This window comes from Arthrobacter sp. GAS37 (genome assembly GCF_044908325.1).
Classification (GTDB): Bacteria; Actinomycetota; Actinomycetes; order Actinomycetales; family Micrococcaceae; genus Arthrobacter; species Arthrobacter ramosus.
The window spans coordinates 1-20,103 of the sequence record NZ_JBIYDB010000019.1 but is presented as its reverse complement, the minus strand read 5'-3'; the positions used below and the strand labels follow the sequence as shown (position 1 = coordinate 20,103).

Annotated in this window: 17 protein-coding genes; 10 read left to right on the top strand and 7 right to left on the bottom strand. The window is 64.3% G+C overall.

All coding sequences use genetic code 11. From position 1 onward, the window contains the following. Positions 1-43 precede the first annotated feature (43 nt). The 6 genes from ABH924_RS15375 (at position 44) to ABH924_RS15350 (ending at position 7,422) form a co-directional block, all read left to right on the top strand. On the top strand, positions 44-460 hold the full coding sequence (locus tag ABH924_RS15375) for a thioesterase family protein (RefSeq protein ID WP_234753243.1): 417 nt from the start codon (positions 44-46) through the stop codon (positions 458-460). A gap of 118 nt (positions 461-578) precedes the next feature. After that, positions 579-1,319 carry a copper homeostasis protein CutC gene (locus ABH924_RS15370; protein ID WP_404500094.1) on the top strand — a complete coding sequence of 247 codons (741 nt, stop codon included), beginning with the start codon at positions 579-581 and terminating at the stop codon, positions 1,317-1,319. Positions 1,320-1,470: 151 nt separating this feature from the next. Next, positions 1,471-3,402 (top strand): DUF5107 domain-containing protein, encoded by a 1,932-nt coding sequence (locus tag ABH924_RS15365; protein WP_404500092.1) that lies wholly within the window; start codon positions 1,471-1,473, stop codon positions 3,400-3,402. A 143-nt stretch (positions 3,403-3,545) separates the two neighbouring features. Next, the gene (locus tag ABH924_RS15360) at positions 3,546-5,780 is read left to right on the top strand and encodes an McrB family protein (RefSeq protein WP_404500090.1); all 2,235 of its coding nucleotides are present in this window, start codon (positions 3,546-3,548) and stop codon (positions 5,778-5,780) included. A 91-nt stretch (positions 5,781-5,871) separates the two neighbouring features. Beyond that, complete coding sequence (locus ABH924_RS15355) at positions 5,872-7,062, top strand: restriction endonuclease (protein WP_404500182.1); 1,191 nt, start codon at positions 5,872-5,874, stop codon at positions 7,060-7,062. 123 nt (positions 7,063-7,185) lie between these two features. Next, positions 7,186-7,422: a PLDc N-terminal domain-containing protein gene (locus ABH924_RS15350; RefSeq protein WP_234753247.1), complete on the top strand. Its 237-nt coding sequence runs from the start codon at positions 7,186-7,188 to the stop codon at positions 7,420-7,422. Here ABH924_RS15350 and ABH924_RS15345 read toward each other — a convergent pair. Further along, the gene (locus ABH924_RS15345) at positions 7,364-7,831 is read right to left on the bottom strand and encodes a very short patch repair endonuclease (RefSeq protein ID WP_404500088.1); all 468 of its coding nucleotides are present in this window, start codon (positions 7,829-7,831) and stop codon (positions 7,364-7,366) included. The genes ABH924_RS15350 and ABH924_RS15345 overlap by 59 nt on opposite strands. A gap of 217 nt (positions 7,832-8,048) precedes the next feature. After that, positions 8,049-9,716, bottom strand: coding sequence for a sensor histidine kinase (locus ABH924_RS15340; RefSeq protein ID WP_404500086.1), 1,668 nt, complete (start codon positions 9,714-9,716; stop codon positions 8,049-8,051). Between the two features lie 99 nt (positions 9,717-9,815). Between ABH924_RS15340 and ABH924_RS15335 the strand changes: the two genes are divergently transcribed. After that, a complete protein-coding gene (locus tag ABH924_RS15335) occupies positions 9,816-10,559 on the top strand; it encodes a response regulator transcription factor (RefSeq protein WP_404500084.1) in 744 nt (247 codons plus the stop codon). A gap of 125 nt (positions 10,560-10,684) precedes the next feature. On the opposite strand, the gene ABH924_RS15330 is transcribed toward ABH924_RS15335, so the two are convergent. The 5 genes from ABH924_RS15330 to bioB form a co-directional block, all read right to left on the bottom strand. Then, complete coding sequence (locus ABH924_RS15330) at positions 10,685-11,788, bottom strand: cytochrome P450 (protein WP_404500082.1); 1,104 nt, start codon at positions 11,786-11,788, stop codon at positions 10,685-10,687. Continuing rightward, entirely contained in the window at positions 11,785-12,483 is a 699-nt protein-coding gene (gene bioD, locus ABH924_RS15325) for a dethiobiotin synthase (protein ID WP_404500080.1), read from the bottom strand. Before bioD ends, ABH924_RS15330 begins: the two co-directional genes overlap by 4 nt. Beyond that, complete coding sequence (locus tag ABH924_RS15320; protein WP_404500180.1) at positions 12,480-13,670, bottom strand: 8-amino-7-oxononanoate synthase; 1,191 nt, start codon at positions 13,668-13,670, stop codon at positions 12,480-12,482. The genes bioD and ABH924_RS15320 overlap by 4 nt, the downstream gene beginning before the upstream one ends. A gap of 8 nt (positions 13,671-13,678) precedes the next feature. Further along, positions 13,679-14,989, bottom strand: coding sequence for an adenosylmethionine--8-amino-7-oxononanoate transaminase (locus tag ABH924_RS15315; RefSeq protein ID WP_404500078.1), 1,311 nt, complete (start codon positions 14,987-14,989; stop codon positions 13,679-13,681). Between the two features lie 190 nt (positions 14,990-15,179). After that, positions 15,180-16,208 (bottom strand): biotin synthase BioB, encoded by a 1,029-nt coding sequence (gene bioB, locus ABH924_RS15310; RefSeq protein ID WP_404500076.1) that lies wholly within the window; start codon positions 16,206-16,208, stop codon positions 15,180-15,182. Positions 16,209-16,441: 233 nt separating this feature from the next. Between bioB and ABH924_RS15305 the strand changes: the two genes are divergently transcribed. From ABH924_RS15305 to ABH924_RS15295, 3 genes are all read left to right on the top strand, one after another. Then, on the top strand, positions 16,442-18,193 hold the full coding sequence (locus ABH924_RS15305) for a purine-cytosine permease family protein (RefSeq protein ID WP_404500074.1): 1,752 nt from the start codon (positions 16,442-16,444) through the stop codon (positions 18,191-18,193). Positions 18,194-18,433: 240 nt separating this feature from the next. Further along, positions 18,434-19,078: a DUF6318 family protein gene (locus ABH924_RS15300; protein ID WP_404500072.1), complete on the top strand. Its 645-nt coding sequence runs from the start codon at positions 18,434-18,436 to the stop codon at positions 19,076-19,078. 71 nt (positions 19,079-19,149) lie between these two features. After that, positions 19,150-20,013: a hypothetical protein gene (locus ABH924_RS15295; RefSeq protein WP_404500070.1), complete on the top strand. Its 864-nt coding sequence runs from the start codon at positions 19,150-19,152 to the stop codon at positions 20,011-20,013. Positions 20,014-20,103: the final 90 nt, after the last annotated feature.

The window sequence follows — 20,103 nt, the reverse complement described above, 5'->3', positions numbered from 1 at the left end:
TCCGGAGACCACCCCTGGCCAGCGCATCAAGGTGCTGGTGCCAATGCGTTGGGGGGACATGGACGCGTACGGGCACATCAACAACGTCCAGATCGTGCGCATGCTCGAGGAGGCTCGCATCGCAGCCTTCGGTCCGCCCCGCGGTGCCGGACTCCCCGGAGTGGAACCGCCGGTCTCCGTTTTCGACTCCGTTGAAGACGGGGTCATGACCCTTGTGGTGGAGCACAAGGTCCGGTACGTCCGGACCTTGGAATACCGGAACATTCCGGCAGTTGTTGAGATCTGGGTCGGCGCCGTGAAAGGGGCAAGTTTTGACCTCCATTACGTGATCAAGGATCCAGTGACCGGCCAGGACTGCGTCAACGCCAGTACCCATCTGGCATTCGTCGACGAGTCCACGGGCCGCGTCCGCAGGCTCACTCCCGAGCAGAAGGAACAGTTGGCGCCCTATCGGCCCTAGCTCCTGTCCGCTCCTGTCCGCTCGAGATCGTGGGTGCGGGCCGTGGACTGCGTTCCCGAACGCAGCTCGCGGGCCACACCCACGGTCTCGGCACTCCCGGTGGCCGTAGAGTTTCCCCATGAAACTCGAGATCGTCGCCGTCGGTGCCCAGGGCGCTGCCGTTGCCGCTGAAGAAGGCGCGGACCGGATTGAACTTTGCAGCGCCTTGGAGCTCGGGGGACTGACCCCGAGCCAAGGGCTGATGGAAGCCGCGCAGGAAGCTGCCGACGGACGGCTGGAGATCCACCCATTGATCCGTAGCCGGCCGGGAGATTTCCTGTACTCCGACGCCGATGTGGACACCATGGATCGCGAGATACGGTTCCTCCTCGCCCAAGGGGCTCATGGAGTGGTGATCGGAGTCCTCACGGCCTCCGGTGCTATCGACGTCCGGGCCACTCGGAGGCTCGCAGACTCGGCCTTGGAGACCAACCCCGACGCCCAACTGACATTCCACCGGGCCATCGACCAAACCCCGGACCCGGCGGCCGCCGTCGAGCAGCTTGTGGAACTTGGATTCACCCGGGTGCTCAGCTCCGGCGGCGCCGCCACGGTCGGGGCGGGAATCGCGACCCTCGAGCGCATGGTCCAGCGGGCGGCGGGGCGGCTTGAAGTCATGGCAGGCGGCGGACTCGCCCTGGACGATATCCCGGCCCTGCACGCGGCAGGACTGAGCGCGGTCCATTTGTCAGCCAAGACCACGGTTTCCACGTGGAAGAACCGGGCCAATGCCCTCGATTCGCCGGATCCTTCAGACCCGACGGTGTACATGGTCACCAACCGGGACGTAGTGAGGGCCGCACGCGCCGCCTCCCGGTGACATCCCCAACTGACTCGCAGTTGATGTCGTTATCAGCCCTCATAACGACATCAAGTGCGAGCTAGTTGGGCGGCTCCCTTTACACAGGGGTGACTTGGGTCAAAGATGGGTGAAGCATTGCGATCGAAAATAGCCTCCAGGAGTCATAAAGATGCAAAACCTGAGCTTCTCCACTATCACCCTGAACATGGCGGAGTTGGGCCCCAATAGCCCGTTGCCTGTAGTCATGGCCGAACTGGACCAGCCATACAGAATCGGCGACGGAGTCCCTGAGGAACTGCAGGTGGCGGCCCGCTACGGGCAAGTTCCGAACATGTTCCCGTATTTGATGAAGGACGGCTACTCCCGCGAACGGACCGCCCACGACGTGCCCGCCGTCGTGCTTGAGAACAGCAAACTGCGTGCCGTTGTCCTTCCCACCTTGGGCGGCCGGCTGTGGGAACTCTTCGACAAGGCGTCGGGAAAGCAACTCCTCCACACCCACGGGACCCTGCAGTTCGCCAACATCGCGCTGCGCAAAGCCTGGTTCGCCGGCGGGCTCGAATGGAACATCGGCACCCGCGGGCACTCACCCACCACTTGCGATCCGGTGCACACAGCCATCGTCAAGACACCCGAGGGCCACGACGTCCTGCGCATGTGGGAGTTCGAACGCCTCCGCGAGGTGGTTTTCCAAGTAGACATGTGGCTTCCGGAGGACTCGGACGTCCTCCTCACGGCGGTCCGGATCCGGAACCCCCATGACCACGAGGTCCCCATGTACTGGTGGAGCAACGCCGCCGTTCCCGAGACGGCGGAAACGCGCGTGATCGCACCCGCCGCGGAGGCTTTCGGCAGCGATTACACCACCGACATCGCCCGCGTCCGGCCCACGGAACACCAAGGCACGGATGCCACATGGCTGGTCAACAGCCCGCACGCGGCGGATTTCTTCTTCGACATCCAGCCCGGGCACCGGCATTGGATCGCCGCGGTAGACCACGACGGCGACGGCCTGGCCATGCTGTCCACCAGCCTCCTGCGCGGGAAGAAGCTGTTCGTCTGGGGCCAGGGCGACGGCGGGAAGCGCTGGCAGGAATGGCTCAGTCCCGGGGCAGGCCCCTACGCGGAAATCCAGGCCGGACTGGCGCAAACCCAGTTCGAGCATCTGGCCATGCCTGCCGGCGCCCAGTGGAGCTGGGTGGAGGCCTACGGCAACGCGAAGCTCGATCCCGCAACCTCCCACGGCGAGGATTGGGACGCGGCCGTGACCCACGCCAGCGCCCGGCTCGAAGACCTCGTCCCGGACGCGGAGCTCGAAGTCGCCCTCGCCGAAGCCGCGCGGAACTATGCGCTGCCTCCGGACGAGATGCTGGTGCGCGGCAGCTCTTGGGGTGCTTTGGAGAGTGCCCGACGGCGACACTCAGGCCGCGGGTGGCTGGACGAAAGCGGCACTCCCTTCGCCGATGACGCAACCCCTGACGCGATCGAGGAAACAGGCCCCTGGCACAGTCTGCTGGATGGAGCGAGCTTCCTGGGCGCCGGGAGCTTCGTGGCTGGAGCCGATTGGGAAGAGCTGCTGGCAAAGGATGGCGGAGCGGAAGCGCAGTTCCACCTGGCCACGATGAAGCACGCCCGCCAGGACCTCGCCGGTGCGATCGCCGGATACGACGCCGCCCTGATGGCCAACGCCCTCTCGCCACGTTCCAGGGTCCTCGCCCACCGGGGGCGGGCCCTTGCGCTGCTTGCCACCAACAAGGCCGACGAAGGCTTGGCTGGACTTGCCGCAGCGAGCCGGTTGGAGCCCTCCAACCTCCCCTTGCTCAGCGAAGCCATGACCCTCAGCATCCGGCACGGGAACCCCGCCCAAGCACTCGCCTTGGCGAGCGAGGCACCTGCCGGAATGTCCGACGTCGGGCGCGTCCGCTTCCTGACGGCGCTCGCCCTCGCGGGGGTCGGCAGAGGCGAGGAGGCCGCACGGATGTTGCGGGACGGCGTCGAAATACCGGACATCCGGGAAGGTGAGGACGGGATCGCCGCCTTGTGGCAGGAAGTGTGCCCCGGGGAGCCGGTGCCTGCCAGCTACCGCTTCGGAATGCACTGACTTCCGGGGGTTCACCGGCGCGGGGCACATGCGGCGGGAGGCAAGTTGTGGGACGCATGTGGCAGAACGCGTGAGGCGGGACGCATGTGGCGGGGGTGCCGGCTTAGCTGATGCCGGCACCAAGACAAACCATGTAAGTTGGCATGGTGACTCCCTCCACCAAAACCCCACTGACACGTGCCCCCGGTATCTCCAAGGAGATCGAAGATGCGGCGTGGTTCGTGCTGGGCCCGGGGCTGCAAGGCAAGGCTTCGGCGCTCGACGCCAGTACCCGCACTTGGACGGTGGACGCCGCCGGCGAGCTCCTGGAGCGCCTGGAACGCGGCGTCGGAGACGCCAAGGCGCCCATGATGACCAACCTGCGCCAAAACCTGGAAGGGGCCTCGCGCGAGGCCAAGTTGCTCGCCGTCGAACTCCTCTTCCTGCAGTCCCTGCCCCTGGCACATGAGGTTAAATCGCTCAAGGTGAAGCGCGCCCGCGTTGCCGAAGCCGCGTCCTGGCTTGATCCCGAGCTCGAGCTCCCCAAGGAGCTGTACCAGGGGATGACCGATCACGGCGTCATCCGTGACCGGACCGCGGAATTCAACTGGACCATCTGGGACCACCTGACCTGGTTGTGCCGGTTCGTGGCGCACGTCGACGGCCAGTCCAATGCGAGCATCAACAAGGCCCTCAAAGACCCGCTGAAATTCCACGAACTCGCGGCGGCAACCCCCGAGGACCAGCCAGCCATCCGGCGCAGCATCGAATACTTGGCGTGGCCCAGCTACTTCGAGCCCGTGGTCGCCGACGTTGAGCGGCGCGAAATCCGGGACGCTTTCGCTTCGCTCGTTGGCGGCGCCCACGGCGAAACGGAAACCGACATCACCGCGGACGTCCACCGCATCCGGCTGTACCTGGACGAACAGGCCGGCCAGCGCATCGATTGGTACGACCGCCAGCTCGTCAGCCAGTGGCGCAAAGTGGGAGATCCCGGCCGCCGTGCGTGGCTGCTGCGCACGCACCAGGACTCCGCCGAGCTCCTCGCCGCGTGGCGGGACGAGGAAAAGGCAACGCTCGACGTCGAACACCTCCGCGAACTCACCCCCGGCGTGACAGCAGGCCTGGTCCAGCATGCCGTGGACGAGGACTACAAGCACCTCGGCTACGTGGAGCGGGAGGATACCAAAACCGCTGTTTTCGCGTTCCTGACCGTGATGAAGCCCGGCGACCTCGCATTGTTCCAGAACTCGGGAGCCATCAGGATCGGCGTGGTCCTGGGCGAACCGGAACACAACGAGGACAACCGCCGGCTCCGCCGCAAAGTGCGTTGGTTCGATGAGACCCACCCGATTGCCGAGGCTCCGCGGCACGTCCAGCGCCAGCTCTCCACTTCGGGGATCGTCGTGGACGTCACGAGGGTCATCCAGTCGCTGCAGTCCCTCCTGCCCGCCGAAGCCGAATCCGACGGCGAGGAAACCGCCGCCCCGGACGCCGTCGTCGAGCCCGTGATTGAAGGGTTCCGCCCCCTCACTGAAGAGTTCGCCGCCTCCCTCCACATGGAGCTCGAGCCCCTCACCGAGATTGCCGAGCTCCTGGAAGAGAACCGCCAACTGGTGCTCTACGGCCCTCCGGGCACGGGAAAAACCTACCTCGCCAAGCACTTGGCCGCCGAGCTCGCCGGCGACAGCACGGATGAACGCGTCAAGCTGGTGCAGTTCCACCCGTCCTACGCGTACGAGGACTTCTTCGAGGGATACCGGCCGGACAAGACCGACGACGGCCAGGTGTCGTTCAAGCTCGTGGCCGGACCGCTGCGTCGCCTCGCGGAAGAAGCCGCGAAGCCCGGGAACTCCGACAAGCCGTACTTCCTCATCATCGACGAGATGAACCGGGCCAACCTGGCGAAAGTGTTCGGTGAGCTGTACTTCCTGCTGGAATACCGCGACGACCGCATCTACCTCCAGTACAGCCCCAATGAACCGTTCAGCCTGCCGGACAACCTTTACATCATCGGCACCATGAACACGGCGGACCGCTCTATCGCCATGATGGATGCGGCCATCCGCCGCCGCTTTGCGTTCGTGGAACTGCACCCGAAGGTGGAACCGATCCGCGGTTCGCTCCGGCGCTTCCTCACGGCCCGCGGCCTGGACACCCTCAACGCGGACCTGCTTGACGCCCTGAACGACTCCATCGACGACTGGGACCGGGACCTGATGATCGGCCCCTCCTACTTCATGAAGAACGCGGCCCAGAACCCCGCCGGGCTGCGCCGGATCTGGAAGTACGAACTCATGCCGCTCCTGGAGGAGCACTACCACGGTCAGTTGAACCGGGCCCAGCTGGAGGAGCGCTTCGGTCTGGACCAGTTGTTGGGTCGACTTGCGGTCCGCTAAGACCGCGCCACCGCGGCCGGCCCGCGCCCCGGGTATCGGCAAGCCTGCAGTCCGCGCTTCCACGAAGGCTCCGGCTGTGCGGCACATCGTCATGGACGAGCTCTCCGGTGGCATCGTGGACAAGCTTGATCCGGACGCCGCGGCCCTCCTCAACTCGAGCGGGCTCGCGAAGGCGTCGCCCATGGGGATGGGCCTCTACCGCATCGAGCCTGTGGGGAAGGTCGGGTCCGTCCGGACGCCGACGGTTCAGTTCGAGGTACGGCCCAAGGACCGCCTGGGCCTGAACCGGCTCCTGTTCCTCCTTAGCTACGCCGGGGACCAGGGATTCCGCGAGGAATCCGTGGCCGCCGTCGAGCACAAGGATTTGTGGAGCGCCCTGGCCGAGTCCCTCGCCCAGTTGTCGGAGCGGGCCCTCAGCCGCGGTCCGCTGCAGGGGTATCTCACCGTGGACGAGTCCCTCCGGACAGTCAAGGGCCGCATCCGGATCTCGGACCAGATCTCACGCCGCCCCGGGATGCTGGTTCCGCTGGAAGTCTCTTATGACGAATTCGCCGAGGACATTGCCGAAAACCGTATCCTGCGTGCTGCGCTCGAGCGGATGGGCAAGGTTCCCGGCGTCCGGCAGAACGTCCTGAGCCGCTTGCGGCAGCTCAAGGGAAAGCTCGACGCCGTCACGCGACTGCAGTCCGGGGCGCCGCTCCCGCGGTGGCAAGCAAATCGGATGAATCTCCGGTACCATCCCGTCCTCCGCTTGGCCGAGCTCATCCTGCGGAATGCTTCTGCCGAAGCGGGCGAAGGGAAACAGCAGACCGCCTCGTTTATAGTGGACATGTCCACTGTGTTTGAGGAATTCGTGGGTGTGGCTTTGCGGGCAGCCATGAGGGCACATCCGGGTGAAATGCGGCTCCAATATGGGGCCACCCTCAACGAAGCTGTCCGGGATTCGGACCGGCTCACAGTGCGCCCCGACGCCGTGCATTTCCTGGGTGGCAGGCCCGTCGTCGTGTACGACTCCAAATACGCGGCGGCCACGGATTCCGGAGCATCGCTCAACGCGGACCACTACCAACTTCTGGCCTACTGCACCGCCCTGCAAGTACCCACGGCGTGGCTGGTGTACGCGGGCAAGGGAGAGATGAAGCTGCGTCGGATCCTCAACACGGACATCGACATTGTGGAGTACCCCCTGGACTTGTCCCGGCCACCGATGGAGATCCTTGCCGCAGTCACGGATCTGGCCCAGCAATCCTGGGGAGAAGTGGTACGCCAGGCGCGTCTCTAAGGGGCCTCCGCCGCCCGGGTTCCCTGGCCGAGCGCAGCGAGGTTAGGGAGGCGGTGGGGACGGTTCCGTCCGGGCGGCAGGCGGACTAGCCTGAGAGAGCAAGTCACCGCAGATGGAGGCATCATGCACGGCAAGAAAAAGAAGAAGTCCTGGAAGGACATGACCCCTGGGCAACGGGTGGGCATGCTCGTGGTGGGTGCGGGACAGTTGGCGCTGCTGGTCGCGGCACAACGCAACATCTCCAAGACCCCCGCGGCCCAGATCAGGGGAAACAAAGCCGTATGGCGGGCCGCGTGCTTCATCAATTTCTTTGGGCCGCTGAGCTACTTCCTGTTCGGCCGCCGTCGAGGAACTGCGTGAGCTGATTCTCCAAAGCCGAACGGTCGCGCAGTTCGCATTCCCACACGGTGAGAACCTCCCAACCTGAGGCTCTCAGCAGTTCGCGCTGTCCGGCGTCGCGCTCCCGGGTGCGATTGCGCTTGGCCGCCCAGAAATCCGCGTTGCCGCTCGGTGCGTGCTGGCCTGCCTTGCAATCGTGGAAGTGCCAGAAGCATCCGTTCACGAAGATCACCTTGCGCCGGCCGGCAAACACGAGATCCGGGCTGCCGGGCAACTTCCCGCCCGCGGCCCGGCCGTGGAGCCGGTACCGGTAGCCCTTGGCATGCAGGAGCCGACGGACCAAGAGCTCGGGCTTGGTGTTCTTGCCCCGGATCTTGGACATGTTCAGGCTGCGTTGCTCAGGCGTCAGCAGGTCCCGGCTCTCGCCCATATCCTCAGTCTACGCAGCGCACCCTCCAACGCTCGCTCACTTATATGGTCCTTTCCCCCGACGCTCGCTCACGTATGTGGCCTCTTCCTCGGACGCTCGCTCACGTATGGCGCCCAAAACCAAAACCCTCGATCACATGATGTGAGCGGGGGTCAGGCCGGGGGTGGCTTGTTTGTGAGCGGGGGTTGGCCGGGGGTGGCTTGTTTGTGAGCGGGGGTCAGGCCGGAACGCGGAACGTGAAGGTTGTTCCTTCGCCCGGAACACTCTCGAGGCCAATGGTCCCGCCGTGGGCATCGACGATTGCCTTGCAAATGGAAAGCCCCAAACCGACGCCTTGAATGGCCGTATTGCGGACGTTTCCGGCCCTGAAGTACCGGGTGAAGGCGTCTGCTTGGTCCTGCTTGTCCATGCCCATACCGGTGTCCTTGACGCGGCACACCACGGTGTTTTCCTCCCGCAGCAGCGTGACGCGGACGTCGCCGCCGTCGGGAGAGTATTTGATGGCGTTGGAGATGAGGTTGTCCAGTACCTGGGAAATACGGTTGGCATCCAGATGGGCCTCCAGGCGTTCCGGGGCATCGACGTGAAGCCGCACTCCGCCGTCGTTCGCTTTCGGCTCGGCCGAGGCAACGCTCGACTTGACCAGCTCGGATACGTCCACCGCGTGTGGCTGAACGATCATGTGGCCCGAACGGACTGCCATGAGGTCGGAGACGAGGGAGAGGAGCCGGTCCGCGTTTCGTTGCACAATCTCAAGTTGCTGCACCACCCAGGTCGGGAGGTTTTCGGCCTCTTCCAGCACAAGGTCCACGTACCCTGTGATGGACGTCAGCGGGGTGCGGAACTCATGGGAAACGTTCGAGACGAAGTCGTCTTTCGCGGCGAGCGCGTCCACGAGGGCGGTGACATCGCCGAAAACGATCACTGAACCCAGGTAGCTGCCGTCGCAGTCCTTCATGGACCGAGCGCTGGTGGTGAAGGCGCGCTGCTCCCTGCCCGTCCCGACCCAGACGAGGTAGTCCGTGAACTCCTGCCTCAACGCAGCACGGCGCATCGGCTGGCGATCCGACGCTGTGGGGGTCACGCGGTCCGCGTCGAAAACCAAAAGCTGTGGCGCGCCGTGGCGATCGGTGTCTCCAGAAGCCTCGAGCACTTGGTTCTCCCGCTGCTTGCGGTTTGCCATCATTTCGCGGCCGTCGGCATCAATAGCCACGACGCCAAGGTGGACGGTTTCAAGAACTGTGTTGAGCAATCGTTCCTTCTGCTGGCTGTCCTCCAGGGCGCGAAGCAGCGCGGCGTCCCTTTCCTGAAGGCGCTTTTGCTGCACGACCATGCTCTGGGTCATCACGCTGATGGAGACGCCGATGCCGAGCATCATGATGGGCAGCAGCAATCCGCGCAGCAGATCCTGCGGCGTGTGCGTTCCATGGAGGAATTGCGGCGTCCAAATCATGGCGAGCGGCCCTAGGAAGGAAACAGCCATGGCAGTGCGTCGATACGACCCCGAGGCGCAGAGCCAAATGACGGGAAAGACGGTCAGGAGGCTGATTCCGATGGGACTGTCTTGTCCTCCCTCACGGCCCAGCCCGATGGACACCATGTCCAGGAGCGGGATGGCCAGGAATGTCTGAGAGGGGAGTCTGTCCCACGGAACGGCGTAGCAGAGGAGCCAGGCAGCAGCTTGGGTAGCCAGGAAGATCACAAAAAGGGGATTGCCGAGGGTTGCGGGGAAATAGAGGGCAACCAGGACCGCGCCGAGGCACACTGTCACGGTCAGCGGCAATTGGCTGAGGGCAACCCGATCCTTGAGTGAGTACTCATGGAAGGCGTGTTGAAAGAACATCATCCGGCCGCTTTTGGCATCCCATTCAAGCGGACGTTTCATAAGGCCAAAATTCGCATTTGTTCAAGGTCACGTCGCATGCCAGAAAGGATACCGGCAGCCCGATATACTTCCACTCGTAGCGGGCTGGGAGGGCTGCAAATGACTGAATTACGGGTTGGGCTTGTCATAGAAGACGATCACGACATCCGGGAATTGGTCCGCGTTGTCCTCAGCCAGGCCGGCTTCGAGGTTCATATGGCGACGAGCGGGGCAGCCGGTATCCGGGCAGCGCGTGATTTGCGGCCACATGTCATCACCTTGGACTTGGGCTTGCCGGATATTGATGGCTTCGAGGTGGCACGCCAGGTCCGGAACTTTTCCGATGCGTATATCGTCATGTTGACGGCCAGGGCCGACGAGCTGGATACCCTCTTGGGCTTGGAATCCGGCGCCGATGACTATTTGACCAAGCCTTTCCGGCCCCGAGAGCTTCGCGCCAGGGTGGCCGCGATGATGCGGCGCCCGCGCTCAGGAGCCACGGCAATCCATCCATGTGAGGCTCCGTCTTCCCAGCGCACTTTCCGGCACAACGGGCTCGCGTTCAATTACGCCACCCGGACCGTTTCCATCGACGGCCAGGACGTACGGCTGACCCCCACGGAGTTCGACCTGCTGTACACCCTGCTTGAGGCAGGCCGCACGGTCTTGAGCAAAGCGGACCTTGTGCGCCGCCTCCGGAACGAACCTTACGACGTCGGGAACTACACGAGCGACGCCGACGAACGGTCCGTCGAAGTCCACATTGGCAACCTTCGCCGGAAGCTCGGCGACGACGCGCAGAACCCGCGCTGGCTGCAAACAGTGCGCGGGGTTGGCTATCGGTTGGCGCCCGCAAGAACATGAACGCCTCGGCAACCCTTAAGTAAATCTTGGGGCACGGACGCGCGTTCGGCAGATGTGAGCGAGCGTTCGGGAATTTGCTGTCAGATGTGAGCGAGCGTTCGGGAATTTGGGGTGCACCGACTTCCTCAAAGCTCGACGCTGACCGTCCGCGGCGCCTGGAAGGACAACAGGCGGAGCCACTCGGGGATCGGCTCTGCCAAACGGATCCCTTGCATCGCTGCCGCGGTTTCCTGCACGACGACGGCGGCCTCCAGTTCCCCGAGCTTCGCACCGAGGCAACGGTGAATTCCTGAGCCGAAGGCCAGCCCGTACGCCGTGGGACCCTGTTCCGACAACGAGTGGTTCCCTGTGAGCTCCAAGAGGATTTCGGCGCCGGCGGGGATGTGCTCGCCGTCGAGCACCGTGTCCTGCGCGGCAACCCGGCGCCACGTCGGAACGGAAGATTCCGTGGCCAAAACGTGCCGGATGAGATCCCGGGCCGTGGAGCCGGAGGCTGCGTCCTTCCAGGCGAAGGCTGTGGATCCCTCGGCAAGCCGGAATAGTGCCGTGCTGATCAGCTGGGTAGTGGTTTCCTGTCCCGCGATGAGCAGGAAGTAGCCGAGGGAACAGATCTCGGGAGTGCTGAGACCGTGTTCCGCCAAGGAGCTGAAGAGATTCCGCCCGGGCGAGGCCACGGCCTCGAGGACGAGTTCCCGCAGCCAGCCGTAGAACTCTGCCGCGCTGTGTGCCAGTTCCAGTTGCCGCTCGGGATCCGGCCAGCCCCAGAAGAGTTCCAGAGAGTCCAGGCTCCAGGCTTTCAGCTCCGGAAGGTCGCGCACCGGGAGACCCAGAAGCTCCAACATCACGATCGCCGGCGGGTAGGCGGCCACGGCCTGGACCAGATCCACCTGCCCTTCCGCCTTCAGCAGCCCGGCCGCGGTCGCTGCCGCATCCCGCGCGATGCCGCGGATACGTGGCTCGAAAGCACCTACTGTTGCGGGGGTAAAGAACCCTGCCACCACCTTGCGGATGCCCGCATGGGAATCGCTGTGGTTGCTGGCCAGCACCGGCGGCAGGGCAAAGCGGGCACGCTGCAGGACCCGCAAGGACGGTCCGGACAACGGTGTCACAGCGATGAGGGCGTTCGCCGGGCTGAAGTCTTCCGGCCGGTGCAGGACCTCCCGCACTGCACCGGGCTCCCGCAGCACGATGTACGGGCACGTCTGGGCGCTGGTAGAAGCGCCACTCATGACCAGGCCCTGTTCAAGCAGTCCAAACCGCTCAGCCAGTGCACACTCGCCGCCCGGAACGTCACCGGTGGGAGCTCCGCGGCGCGCTCGGGGAGCACTCCAAGGAGCGGCCGCAACGCGCCGAGCGTCGCCCGGTTGCCGTGTTCCAGCACGCCCGGGTCGTCCGGCCAGGTTCCTAGAATCACGCCATGGATGGCCAGGTCCCTGCGTTCCAGGGCCTCGAGTGTCAGCGCCGTGTGGTTCAGGGTTCCCAGTGCGGGGCGGGCGACCACCACAAAGGTGGCATCACTCCCAAGGTGACTGCCCAGATCTGCCAGCGTACCGCCGTCGGGGTCCAACTCCACGAGGAGACCGCCGGAACCCTCCACCAGGACATGGTCATGCGTGCTGGCCAGTTCGCGGACGCGTGCGGCATGCGCCGCCAGCGGCGGCAAGGTGACCCCGTCCAGCGCGGCTGCGGGCACTGGGGCGAGGGGTTCTTGAAGCACGACGCCGGCCTCGGCCGTGAGTGGTCCGGCCAAGCGGGTGATTTCGGTGCAGTCGGAGTCGCCCGCCGCATCGCCGCTCTGGCAAGGCTTGTACACGGCCACCGAGCAGCCCTCAGCCTGCAGCGCAGACGCAAGCGCCGCCGTCGCGACGGTCTTGCCGACGCCGGTGTCCGTTCCGGTGACCAGCACTATGTGTGGCAGTTTCATGGTGTTTCCTCCAGGATGCGGCGCAACGTCGCACACGCGTAGTCGATGTCGAGGGGCGTCAGAGTGGCGCGGGCCGTCAGCCGGAGGCGCGAGACCCCGTCGGGAACTGATGGCGGGCGGAAGCAGCCGACGCGGATACCCGCCCGGTGTGCCGCCTGACTCGCCGCAAGTGCCGCGGCGGCTGAGGGCATGGGGATGGATTGCACGGCACCAGCCGTCTGAAACGGCGCGCCCACGGGCCCGACGGCGGCGCCGTGCCGCTGTAGTGTTCGCGCGTGTAGCGCGGGCGCCAGTCCCGCCGTGAGGCTGGCAGCGTTCCGATGGACGGCCGCCGCGCGCCACGGTTCCGCCCGGATGATTCCGACGGCGGCCAGCGCTGCCGCAGCCGAGGACGGCGCGAGCCCGGTGTCGAAAATGAAGCTGCGGGCCCTGTTGACGAGGTGTTCGCGGAGCAGGGCACTGCCAAGCACGGCACCACCCTGGCTGCCGAGTGATTTGGAAAGCGTTGCGGTCAACACCACGTTGGGGTGGGCCGCGAGGTCCGTTCCAGCCACCGAGCCGTGACCCTCAACCGCGCCGACGCCCGCAACACCGAGGCTGTGGGCCTCGTCCACGAGGAGCATCGCGTCGTGCTCTTCGGCCAATGCCAGCAGCTGGGGGAGCGGGGCGGCATCGCCGAAGACGCTGTAGATGGACTCGACCGCGATCAAGGCCCGGGGTTCCGCGCGGGTGCGCAGCTGGTGCTCGGTTGCGCCGAGATCGTTGTGCGGGACCGTTTCCACCCTCGAACGGCTCAGCCGGAAACCGTCAATCAGCGAAGCATGGCAATGCTCGTCGGCCACGATGAGGGTTCCGGGGCCGCCGAGCGCCGTCGTGACGCCCAGATTAGCCAAGTATCCGGAAGAGAACACCAACGCGGATTCCATGCCGGTGAGGTCCGCGAGCTCGGATTCGAGCTCCAGGTGAAGCGCCGTGGTTCCGGCAACCAGTCGCGAGGACGTGGCGCCGGTTCCCCACCGGCCGATCGCCTCCCGGGCAGCCTCTGCCAGCCTCGGGTCCGTCGCGAGGCCAAGATAGTCATTGCTCGCCAGATCAACCTCGGAGTCCCCACCGAGGCGCGTCATGGGCGTGCGGATAAGGCCCCGGCGCTCGCGGACCGCGGCCTGCTGTTCCAACCACGCGGTCATGGACCTGCTCATGGGCCGTGCACCGCGGCCACGGCCGCCACCATGCCTTCGGCCGTCCGCCGGACCTCCTCGGCGGTGGTGATGTAGGGCGGCATCGCATAGACGAGATTCCGGAACGGCCGCAGCCAAACGCCGTGCCCGACGGCGGCGCTCGTCACCGCGGCGACGTCTACTTCCGTGTTCAACTCGATGACGCCGACCGCACCGATCGTGCGGACCTCCTTGACGGCGTCGAACGCGTTGGCAGCTTCGAGGCCGGCCGCGAGGCCGGAGCCGATCCGGGCCACATCGCTGCGCCAGGCACCGTCGTCGAGAATGCCCAAGCTCGCATTGGCCACTGAACACGCAAGCGGATTGCCCATGAACGTGGGTCCGTGCAGCAAGGCACCCGCACCGCCGCTCGAAACGCGGGCCGCCACATCGCCCGTGCAGAGCATCGCGGCGAGCGTAAGGTAACCGCCGGTGAGGGCTTTGCCGACGCACATGATGTCCGGAACCACGCCGGCATGCCCCGCGGCGAACAACTCACCAGTGCGGCCGAAGCCCGTGGCGATCTCGTCGAGGATCAAAAGGATCCCGTGCCGATCGGCAATGTCGCGGAGGATGCGCAGGCACTCGGCGGCGTAGACGAACATGCCGCCGGCGCCTTGAAGCACGGGCTCCACGATGATCGCGGCCAGTTCATTCGCGTGCTCCGCAGCAAGGTCCTCGATGTGCGCCCGCCACTCCGCGATTTCCTCGGGCGGCGCGCCCGCGGCGGGCGGTCGCGCGGCGAACACATTGGCAGCCAACAGCCCAGGGAACGCCGAATGCATGCCGTCCACGGGGTCGCAGACGCCCATCGCCGCGAAGGTGTCGCCGTGGTAACCGCCGCGGATGCTGAGGAAGCGTTGCCTCTTGGGGAACCCCGAAGCTGTCTGGAACTGCACCGCCAGCTTGAGCGCCACCTCCACGGACACCGATCCCGAATCCGCCAGGAACACCCGCTCGAGCCGTGGCCGATCTGCCGCGGAAGGGGCCATGGCAACCAGGCGTTCGGCCAGTTCGACGGCGGGTTCGTGGGTGAGGCCGCCGAACATCACATGGCTGAATGTGTCTAGTTGGCGCTTCGCCGCGGCATCCAGGACCGGGTTCCGGTAGCCGTGAATGACGGCCCACCAGGAGGACATGGCGTCGAGCACCTCATGGCGTCGGCCGGTTTCGTCGCGGAGCCGCAACGTCACGCCGTCGGCGTCTTCGACTTCCCACAACGGCAGCGGACCCGACGCCGGAGCGTACGGATGCCAGAGGCTCGCCCGGTCGCGCTGGATGACGCTCATGTTGTCAGCCTTCCGTGGCGCGAGCATTCCGCGGTCCAGCCGAGCGGCGTGACCTGGACTTTCATGCGGCGGCGACAAACAGCGCAATAGCGGGGAGGTTCCATCGCGAGGCGCTGCTGGCAGCTCGGGTGAGCGTCCGACGCCGGGCGCCCGCCGCACAGACCGCAGTAACTATCCGTGACCTTGCTGCTCACAGCGACTTCTGGAGTTCCTTGATGGGCATGCTCAGCTCGACGAGGAGGTTGAGGTCCGCGTCGGCGGGACGGCCCAGGGTGGTGAGGTAGTTGCCGACGATCACGGCGTTGATGCCGCCCATGAGGCCTTCGCGCGTGCCGAGGTCGCCCAAGGTCAGTTCCCGTCCGCCAGCGTAACGAAGCACGGTCCGCGGCATGGCGAGGCGGAATGCCGCGATAGCGCGGAGGGCGTCCTTGCCGTCCATGATTCCTTGGTTTTCGAGGGGCGTCCCGGGGCGCGGATTGAGGAAGTTCAGCGGGACTTCGTGGGGTTCGAGCGCCGCGAGCTGGCTGGCGAGTTCGGCTCGTTGGGCGGTGGTTTCGCCCATGCCGATCAGGGCTCCGCAGCAAAGTTCCATGCCGGCTGCCTTGACCATGTTGCAGGTGTCGAGGCGTTCCTCGTAGGTGTGGGTGGTGACGACTTCGGGGAAGTAGCTGCGCGCGGTTTCGAGGTTGTGGTTGTAGCGGTGGACGCCCCACTCGGCGAGTTGGTCCACTTGGCGCTGGGTGAGCATGCCCAAGGAACACGCGATGTTGATGTCCACTTCCGCGTTAATGCGGTCGATCGCGAACTTGATCTGGTTCATGAGCTTGATGTCCGGGCCGCGGACTGCCGCGACGATGCAGAACTCCGTGGCCCCGGTGGCAGCGGTTTCCTTGGCGGCCTTCACGAGCTCGGGAATGTCGAGCCAGACGCCTCGGACCGGACTGTCAAACAGGCCCGATTGGCTGCAGAAGTGGCAGTCCTCAGGGCATCCTCCGGTCTTGATGGAGATGATTCCCTCTACTTCCACGTCCTCGCCGCAATGCTCGAGGCGAACTTCGTGGGCAAGCTGGAGGGCTTCGGGGAGGGCCTCGTCTGGAAGCTCCAGGATCTCAAGCAGCTGGGATTCGCTGAGGCCTTCGCCTTTCGCGAGGACTTGCTCGCGGGCTGTTTCCAGAATCGGATAGGTGGACGTACGCCTTGGGTTTGGCTGGGTGGTCATGATGCTCCTCGGCCGTTACTTGCGGTGATAGTGCGTTCCTTCATGACGGTAGTGGGCTTGTGAGGACGTGATTTTGTTGGACGTCCACAAACCCGAAGCTGCAATCTTGGCGGCAGGCTCGCTGGATAAGTTACAGGGCGGAAACACCGTGGAGACTCTGTGGTTTCATCCCGCCGATAGCGTCAAGGCCATGTTCAGAGGGGAAACATGTCCAGACAAAGAGGGTTGCGGGGATGACTGACGATTCGAAGACAACGCAAGTGCTTGAACCCCCGACGGCGGGCCGCTCACCGGAGGCGGTCGCCGTCGTCGAACCTTCCGAGGCGCTAGCCGCCGGGAGCCGCACGGCAGGCAATGCCGATGCGATGAGTGCAGCAAAGGAGAGCCTGGAGGACTACACCCTCAGGTTCGCGCCACGGTCTTACCGCAAGTGGGGAGCGGGCGTGGTGGCGACGAGTGCGCTCGGTGGGATCGCCTATTTGGCTGATTTCTCCATCGGCGCGAATATCGGTATTTCTTATGGCACCGTGAACGCTATTTTTGGAATTGTGGTGGCGGCCGTGGTCATTTTCGCCACTGGATTTCCCTTGGCCTATTACGCGGCCCGCTACAACATTGACCTTGACCTCATCACCAGGGGTTCCGGATTCGGCTATTACGGCTCGGTGGTCACCAACGTTATTTTCGCGACGTTCACGTTCATCTTCTTCGCGCTCGAGGGTTCCATCATGGCGCAAGGCCTGGAACTTGGGCTGGGGATTCCGCAGTGGCTCGGTTATGCGGCGTCCACCCTTATTGTCATTCCGCTGGTGATTTACGGGATGAAAGCCTTGTCCAAGCTGCAGGTGTGGACCACGCCTTTGTGGCTCTTGCTCATGGTGGTTCCGGTGGGGTATTTGGTGATTTCACACCCCGACAGCATTGGGGAATTCTTCGCGTTCACGGGCAAATCCGGAGCCGAAGGCACCAACCTGGCCTCCGTGATGCTCGCCGCAGGTGTCTGTCTTTCACTTATGGCGCAGATCGCGGAACAGATTGATTACTTGCGCTTCATGCCGCCCAAGACCGCCGAAAACAAGGCCGCGTGGTGGCGAGCCGTGATCCTGGCCGGTCCGGGCTGGGTGATCTTCGGCGCGATCAAACAGATCGTAGGCATGTTCATTGCCATCTATCTGATCGCGACGCTGGATCCGGCCGCCTCCGTCCACGCCAACGAGCCCGTGCACCAATTCCTTGGCGTCTACCAGGAAATGATGCCTGCGTGGCTGGCGATGACCTTGGCCGTGGTGCTCGTGGTCATTTCGCAAATCAAGATCAACGTGACCAACGCCTACTCCGGTTCTCTCGCGTGGACCAACAGCTTCACGCGTATCACCAAGAGCTACCCGGGCCGGATGGTGTTTGTGGTTGTGAACCTGGTGATTGCGCTAGTGCTGATGGAAGCCAACATGTTCGAATTCCTCAATACGATCCTTGGTTTCTACGCAAATTGCGCTATGGCGTGGGTGGTTACGGTGGCGTCCGATATCGCCATCAACAAATACCTGCTCAAGATTTCGCCGAAGGTTCCCGAATTCCGCCGCGGAATGCTTTACGCCGTCAACCCGGTGGGCTTCATCTCGATGCTGGTTTCGGCCGTTGTCTCGATTGCGGTGTTCTTCGGCGCTTTCGGGTCGGCTGTCCAGCCATTCTCGCCGATTTTCGCCGTCGGGCTGGCGCTTGTGCTGCCGCCGGCTCTGGCTATGTTGACCCGCGGGAAGTACTACCTGCGCCGCTCCGACGACGGAATCGATCTGCCCATGTTCGACGCCGACGGCAACCCGAGCGACGCCAAGCTTATGTGCCACGTGACGGGCCTTGAGTTCGAGCGTCCGGACATGGTCCGGTCGGCCCAGGACGGGACCGACGGCGAACCGCAGTTCATCTCTTCGCTCGCCTTGTCGACGGATAAGACGGGGGAGTTGGTCCTGCCGGCTCAGAAGTAGGCGGGAGTTCAAAGGCCCCATGGGCCTCGACGACGGATGGGCGGCCTGGCCGCGGTCCCGTCGTCGAGGCCTTTGGTTTGTGCTTGTTTTGCTGCGCTGCGCTGGTTGTGCTGAGCCGCGCTGGCGAAGCGATGGGGTAGTGGAAGGGGAGCCTGTGGATAACTTTCCCGCCAGGATGGGGAAGTAAGCTACCATTTTGGGAAACGTTTAGTCTTGAAAACTATTTGGGGATAGCAAACCATGACTCCACGCACCTCGGTTTCTGCTCGCAACCGCCTCTTCGTCATTGTCGGCCTCGCAGCGGCGTTGACGCTGACCGCCTGCGGGAACAGTACCCAGCCGCAGACCGAACAATCTGCCACGCCTACGGGTTCTGCAACTGCCACTGCTACGCCCTCTCCGAGCCCGACGGCCGTCTACAAACCCGCCGACGCCAAGGGGAAAGCGGAGAACGTGCCCATTCCGGCGCTGCCGGAGGCCGCGAAGGCGAACAGCAAGGAAGGCGTGGAGGCGTTTGCAGCCCATTGGTTCCGCGTGATGAGTTATGCCTATGAAACTGGTGACGTCGGACCGCTCGGCAAGGTCACGGGGGCCAATTGTGAAATGTGTGATGGGGTCAAGAGGGTCGTCCCGAAGGCATACACCGGCGACCGATGGATCAGCGGTGGGCTCATTTCGACACCGTCGGTGTCGACCACTTTCAAACCGCAACCAGACCAGAGCATCCCGGTAGTCGTTCAAGTAATCCAGGACAAGATTCACTACTGGAGCCCAGATGGGACTGAGTATCGACAACCCACAGAGGCGACCAATACTGGCAACGTCGCTTTCGTTCGATTTATCGAAGGTGCCTGGCGGCTTGACGCGGTAAACCCCCTGCGATGAAACAGAGAAGGTGGCGCCCACGCGTTTTGGGATCGGTATCGCTCTTCCTCTTCGTGAGCTTTAGTGGGCAGGTGGCGAATGCTGCGACCGAAAGTGGCGAGATCGGATGGACCGATACTGGAGCAAAGCCGATTATCTATGTCCGCGACCCTGAATCGGGAGAATTTGTCCTATCCGCACCCGGCCACGTCAGCGACGACCCCAACCAATACAAGGCAGATCTCCAATGCCAGGTTGACGACAATGCCCTGGACAAGAAGTGCCTTCCTGGACAGGTGCAATGCCCGCCCCGCGAGCCTGGTGGGAAGTCTGGAACGCCGGTTATCTGGAAGGTGGCGCCTAAGGCGATTCCGAATCCCACGTGGATTGATTGGAAATCGGGCAACAACGGTCCGTCCTGCCTGTACGACCAAAAGCCAGAGGATCTCTTGCAGCGGATTGCGGCGAGAATTGAGAGCGACTTCCGCAACCTTCCGATCAAGCCCGCAGACCTGACCGCCCAGCCAAGCCCGCACACGCTCAAGGGCGCTGAAACCAACATCTTCGCGGACGCCGTTGAGCAGCAATTCGATGTGACGATCCTCGGTCAGCGAGTCCACATAGTCGCAACCCCCGTGGAGTACACCTACGTCTACGGGGACGGCAACAGTCTCGGGCCAACCGCCTTTGCCGGCGGGCCGCTTCCGGAGGCGGAATGGGGCCAAAAGACCAGAACAAGCCACGTGTATCAACAGACAGGTGACTTTCAGGTATCCGTGACCACCACCTTCCGCGGCACCTACTCCGTGAACGGTGGCCCGAACATGCCGATTCCTGGCACGGGACAGTTCGCGTCGCCGTCACAGAAGATGAGCGTCTGGCGGTCGATCACGCGAAACTACGCCGACAACTGCATCGTGAATCCGCGGGGCGAGGGCTGCCCGGGCGTGCCCTAGCCTCGATTTTTCATCGGTTGTCTGAACGGTCGTCTGGGTCCTGATTTTTGCTGGGTGGGTGCGTCCGGCTGATCGGGGGCGTGCTGGAGG

What these genes read in the sequence shown, in the direction of transcription:
- ABH924_RS15340 (WP_404500086.1), bottom strand. Translation starts at nt 9,716, where the DNA reads ATGAAACGTCCGCTTGAATGGGATGCCAAAAGCGGCCGGATGATGTTC.
- ABH924_RS15350 (WP_234753247.1), top strand. Translation starts at nt 7,186, where the DNA reads ATGCACGGCAAGAAAAAGAAGAAGTCCTGGAAGGACATGACCCCTGGG.
- ABH924_RS15315 (WP_404500078.1), bottom strand. Translation starts at nt 14,989, where the DNA reads ATGAGCGTCATCCAGCGCGACCGGGCGAGCCTCTGGCATCCGTACGCT.
- bioD (WP_404500080.1), bottom strand. Translation starts at nt 12,483, where the DNA reads ATGAAACTGCCACACATAGTGCTGGTCACCGGAACGGACACCGGCGTC.
- ABH924_RS15305 (WP_404500074.1), top strand. Translation starts at nt 16,442, where the DNA reads ATGACTGACGATTCGAAGACAACGCAAGTGCTTGAACCCCCGACGGCG.
- ABH924_RS15335 (WP_404500084.1), top strand. Translation starts at nt 9,816, where the DNA reads ATGACTGAATTACGGGTTGGGCTTGTCATAGAAGACGATCACGACATC.
- ABH924_RS15370 (WP_404500094.1), top strand. Translation starts at nt 579, where the DNA reads ATGAAACTCGAGATCGTCGCCGTCGGTGCCCAGGGCGCTGCCGTTGCC.
- bioB (WP_404500076.1), bottom strand. Translation starts at nt 16,208, where the DNA reads ATGACCACCCAGCCAAACCCAAGGCGTACGTCCACCTATCCGATTCTG.
- ABH924_RS15300 (WP_404500072.1), top strand. Translation starts at nt 18,434, where the DNA reads ATGACTCCACGCACCTCGGTTTCTGCTCGCAACCGCCTCTTCGTCATT.
- ABH924_RS15360 (WP_404500090.1), top strand. Translation starts at nt 3,546, where the DNA reads ATGGTGACTCCCTCCACCAAAACCCCACTGACACGTGCCCCCGGTATC.
- ABH924_RS15320 (WP_404500180.1), bottom strand. Translation starts at nt 13,670, where the DNA reads ATGACCGCGTGGTTGGAACAGCAGGCCGCGGTCCGCGAGCGCCGGGGC.
- ABH924_RS15345 (WP_404500088.1), bottom strand. Translation starts at nt 7,831, where the DNA reads ATGGGCGAGAGCCGGGACCTGCTGACGCCTGAGCAACGCAGCCTGAAC.
- ABH924_RS15355 (WP_404500182.1), top strand. Translation starts at nt 5,872, where the DNA reads ATGGACGAGCTCTCCGGTGGCATCGTGGACAAGCTTGATCCGGACGCC.
- ABH924_RS15375 (WP_234753243.1), top strand. Translation starts at nt 44, where the DNA reads ATGCGTTGGGGGGACATGGACGCGTACGGGCACATCAACAACGTCCAG.
- ABH924_RS15330 (WP_404500082.1), bottom strand. Translation starts at nt 11,788, where the DNA reads ATGAGTGGCGCTTCTACCAGCGCCCAGACGTGCCCGTACATCGTGCTG.
- ABH924_RS15365 (WP_404500092.1), top strand. Translation starts at nt 1,471, where the DNA reads ATGCAAAACCTGAGCTTCTCCACTATCACCCTGAACATGGCGGAGTTG.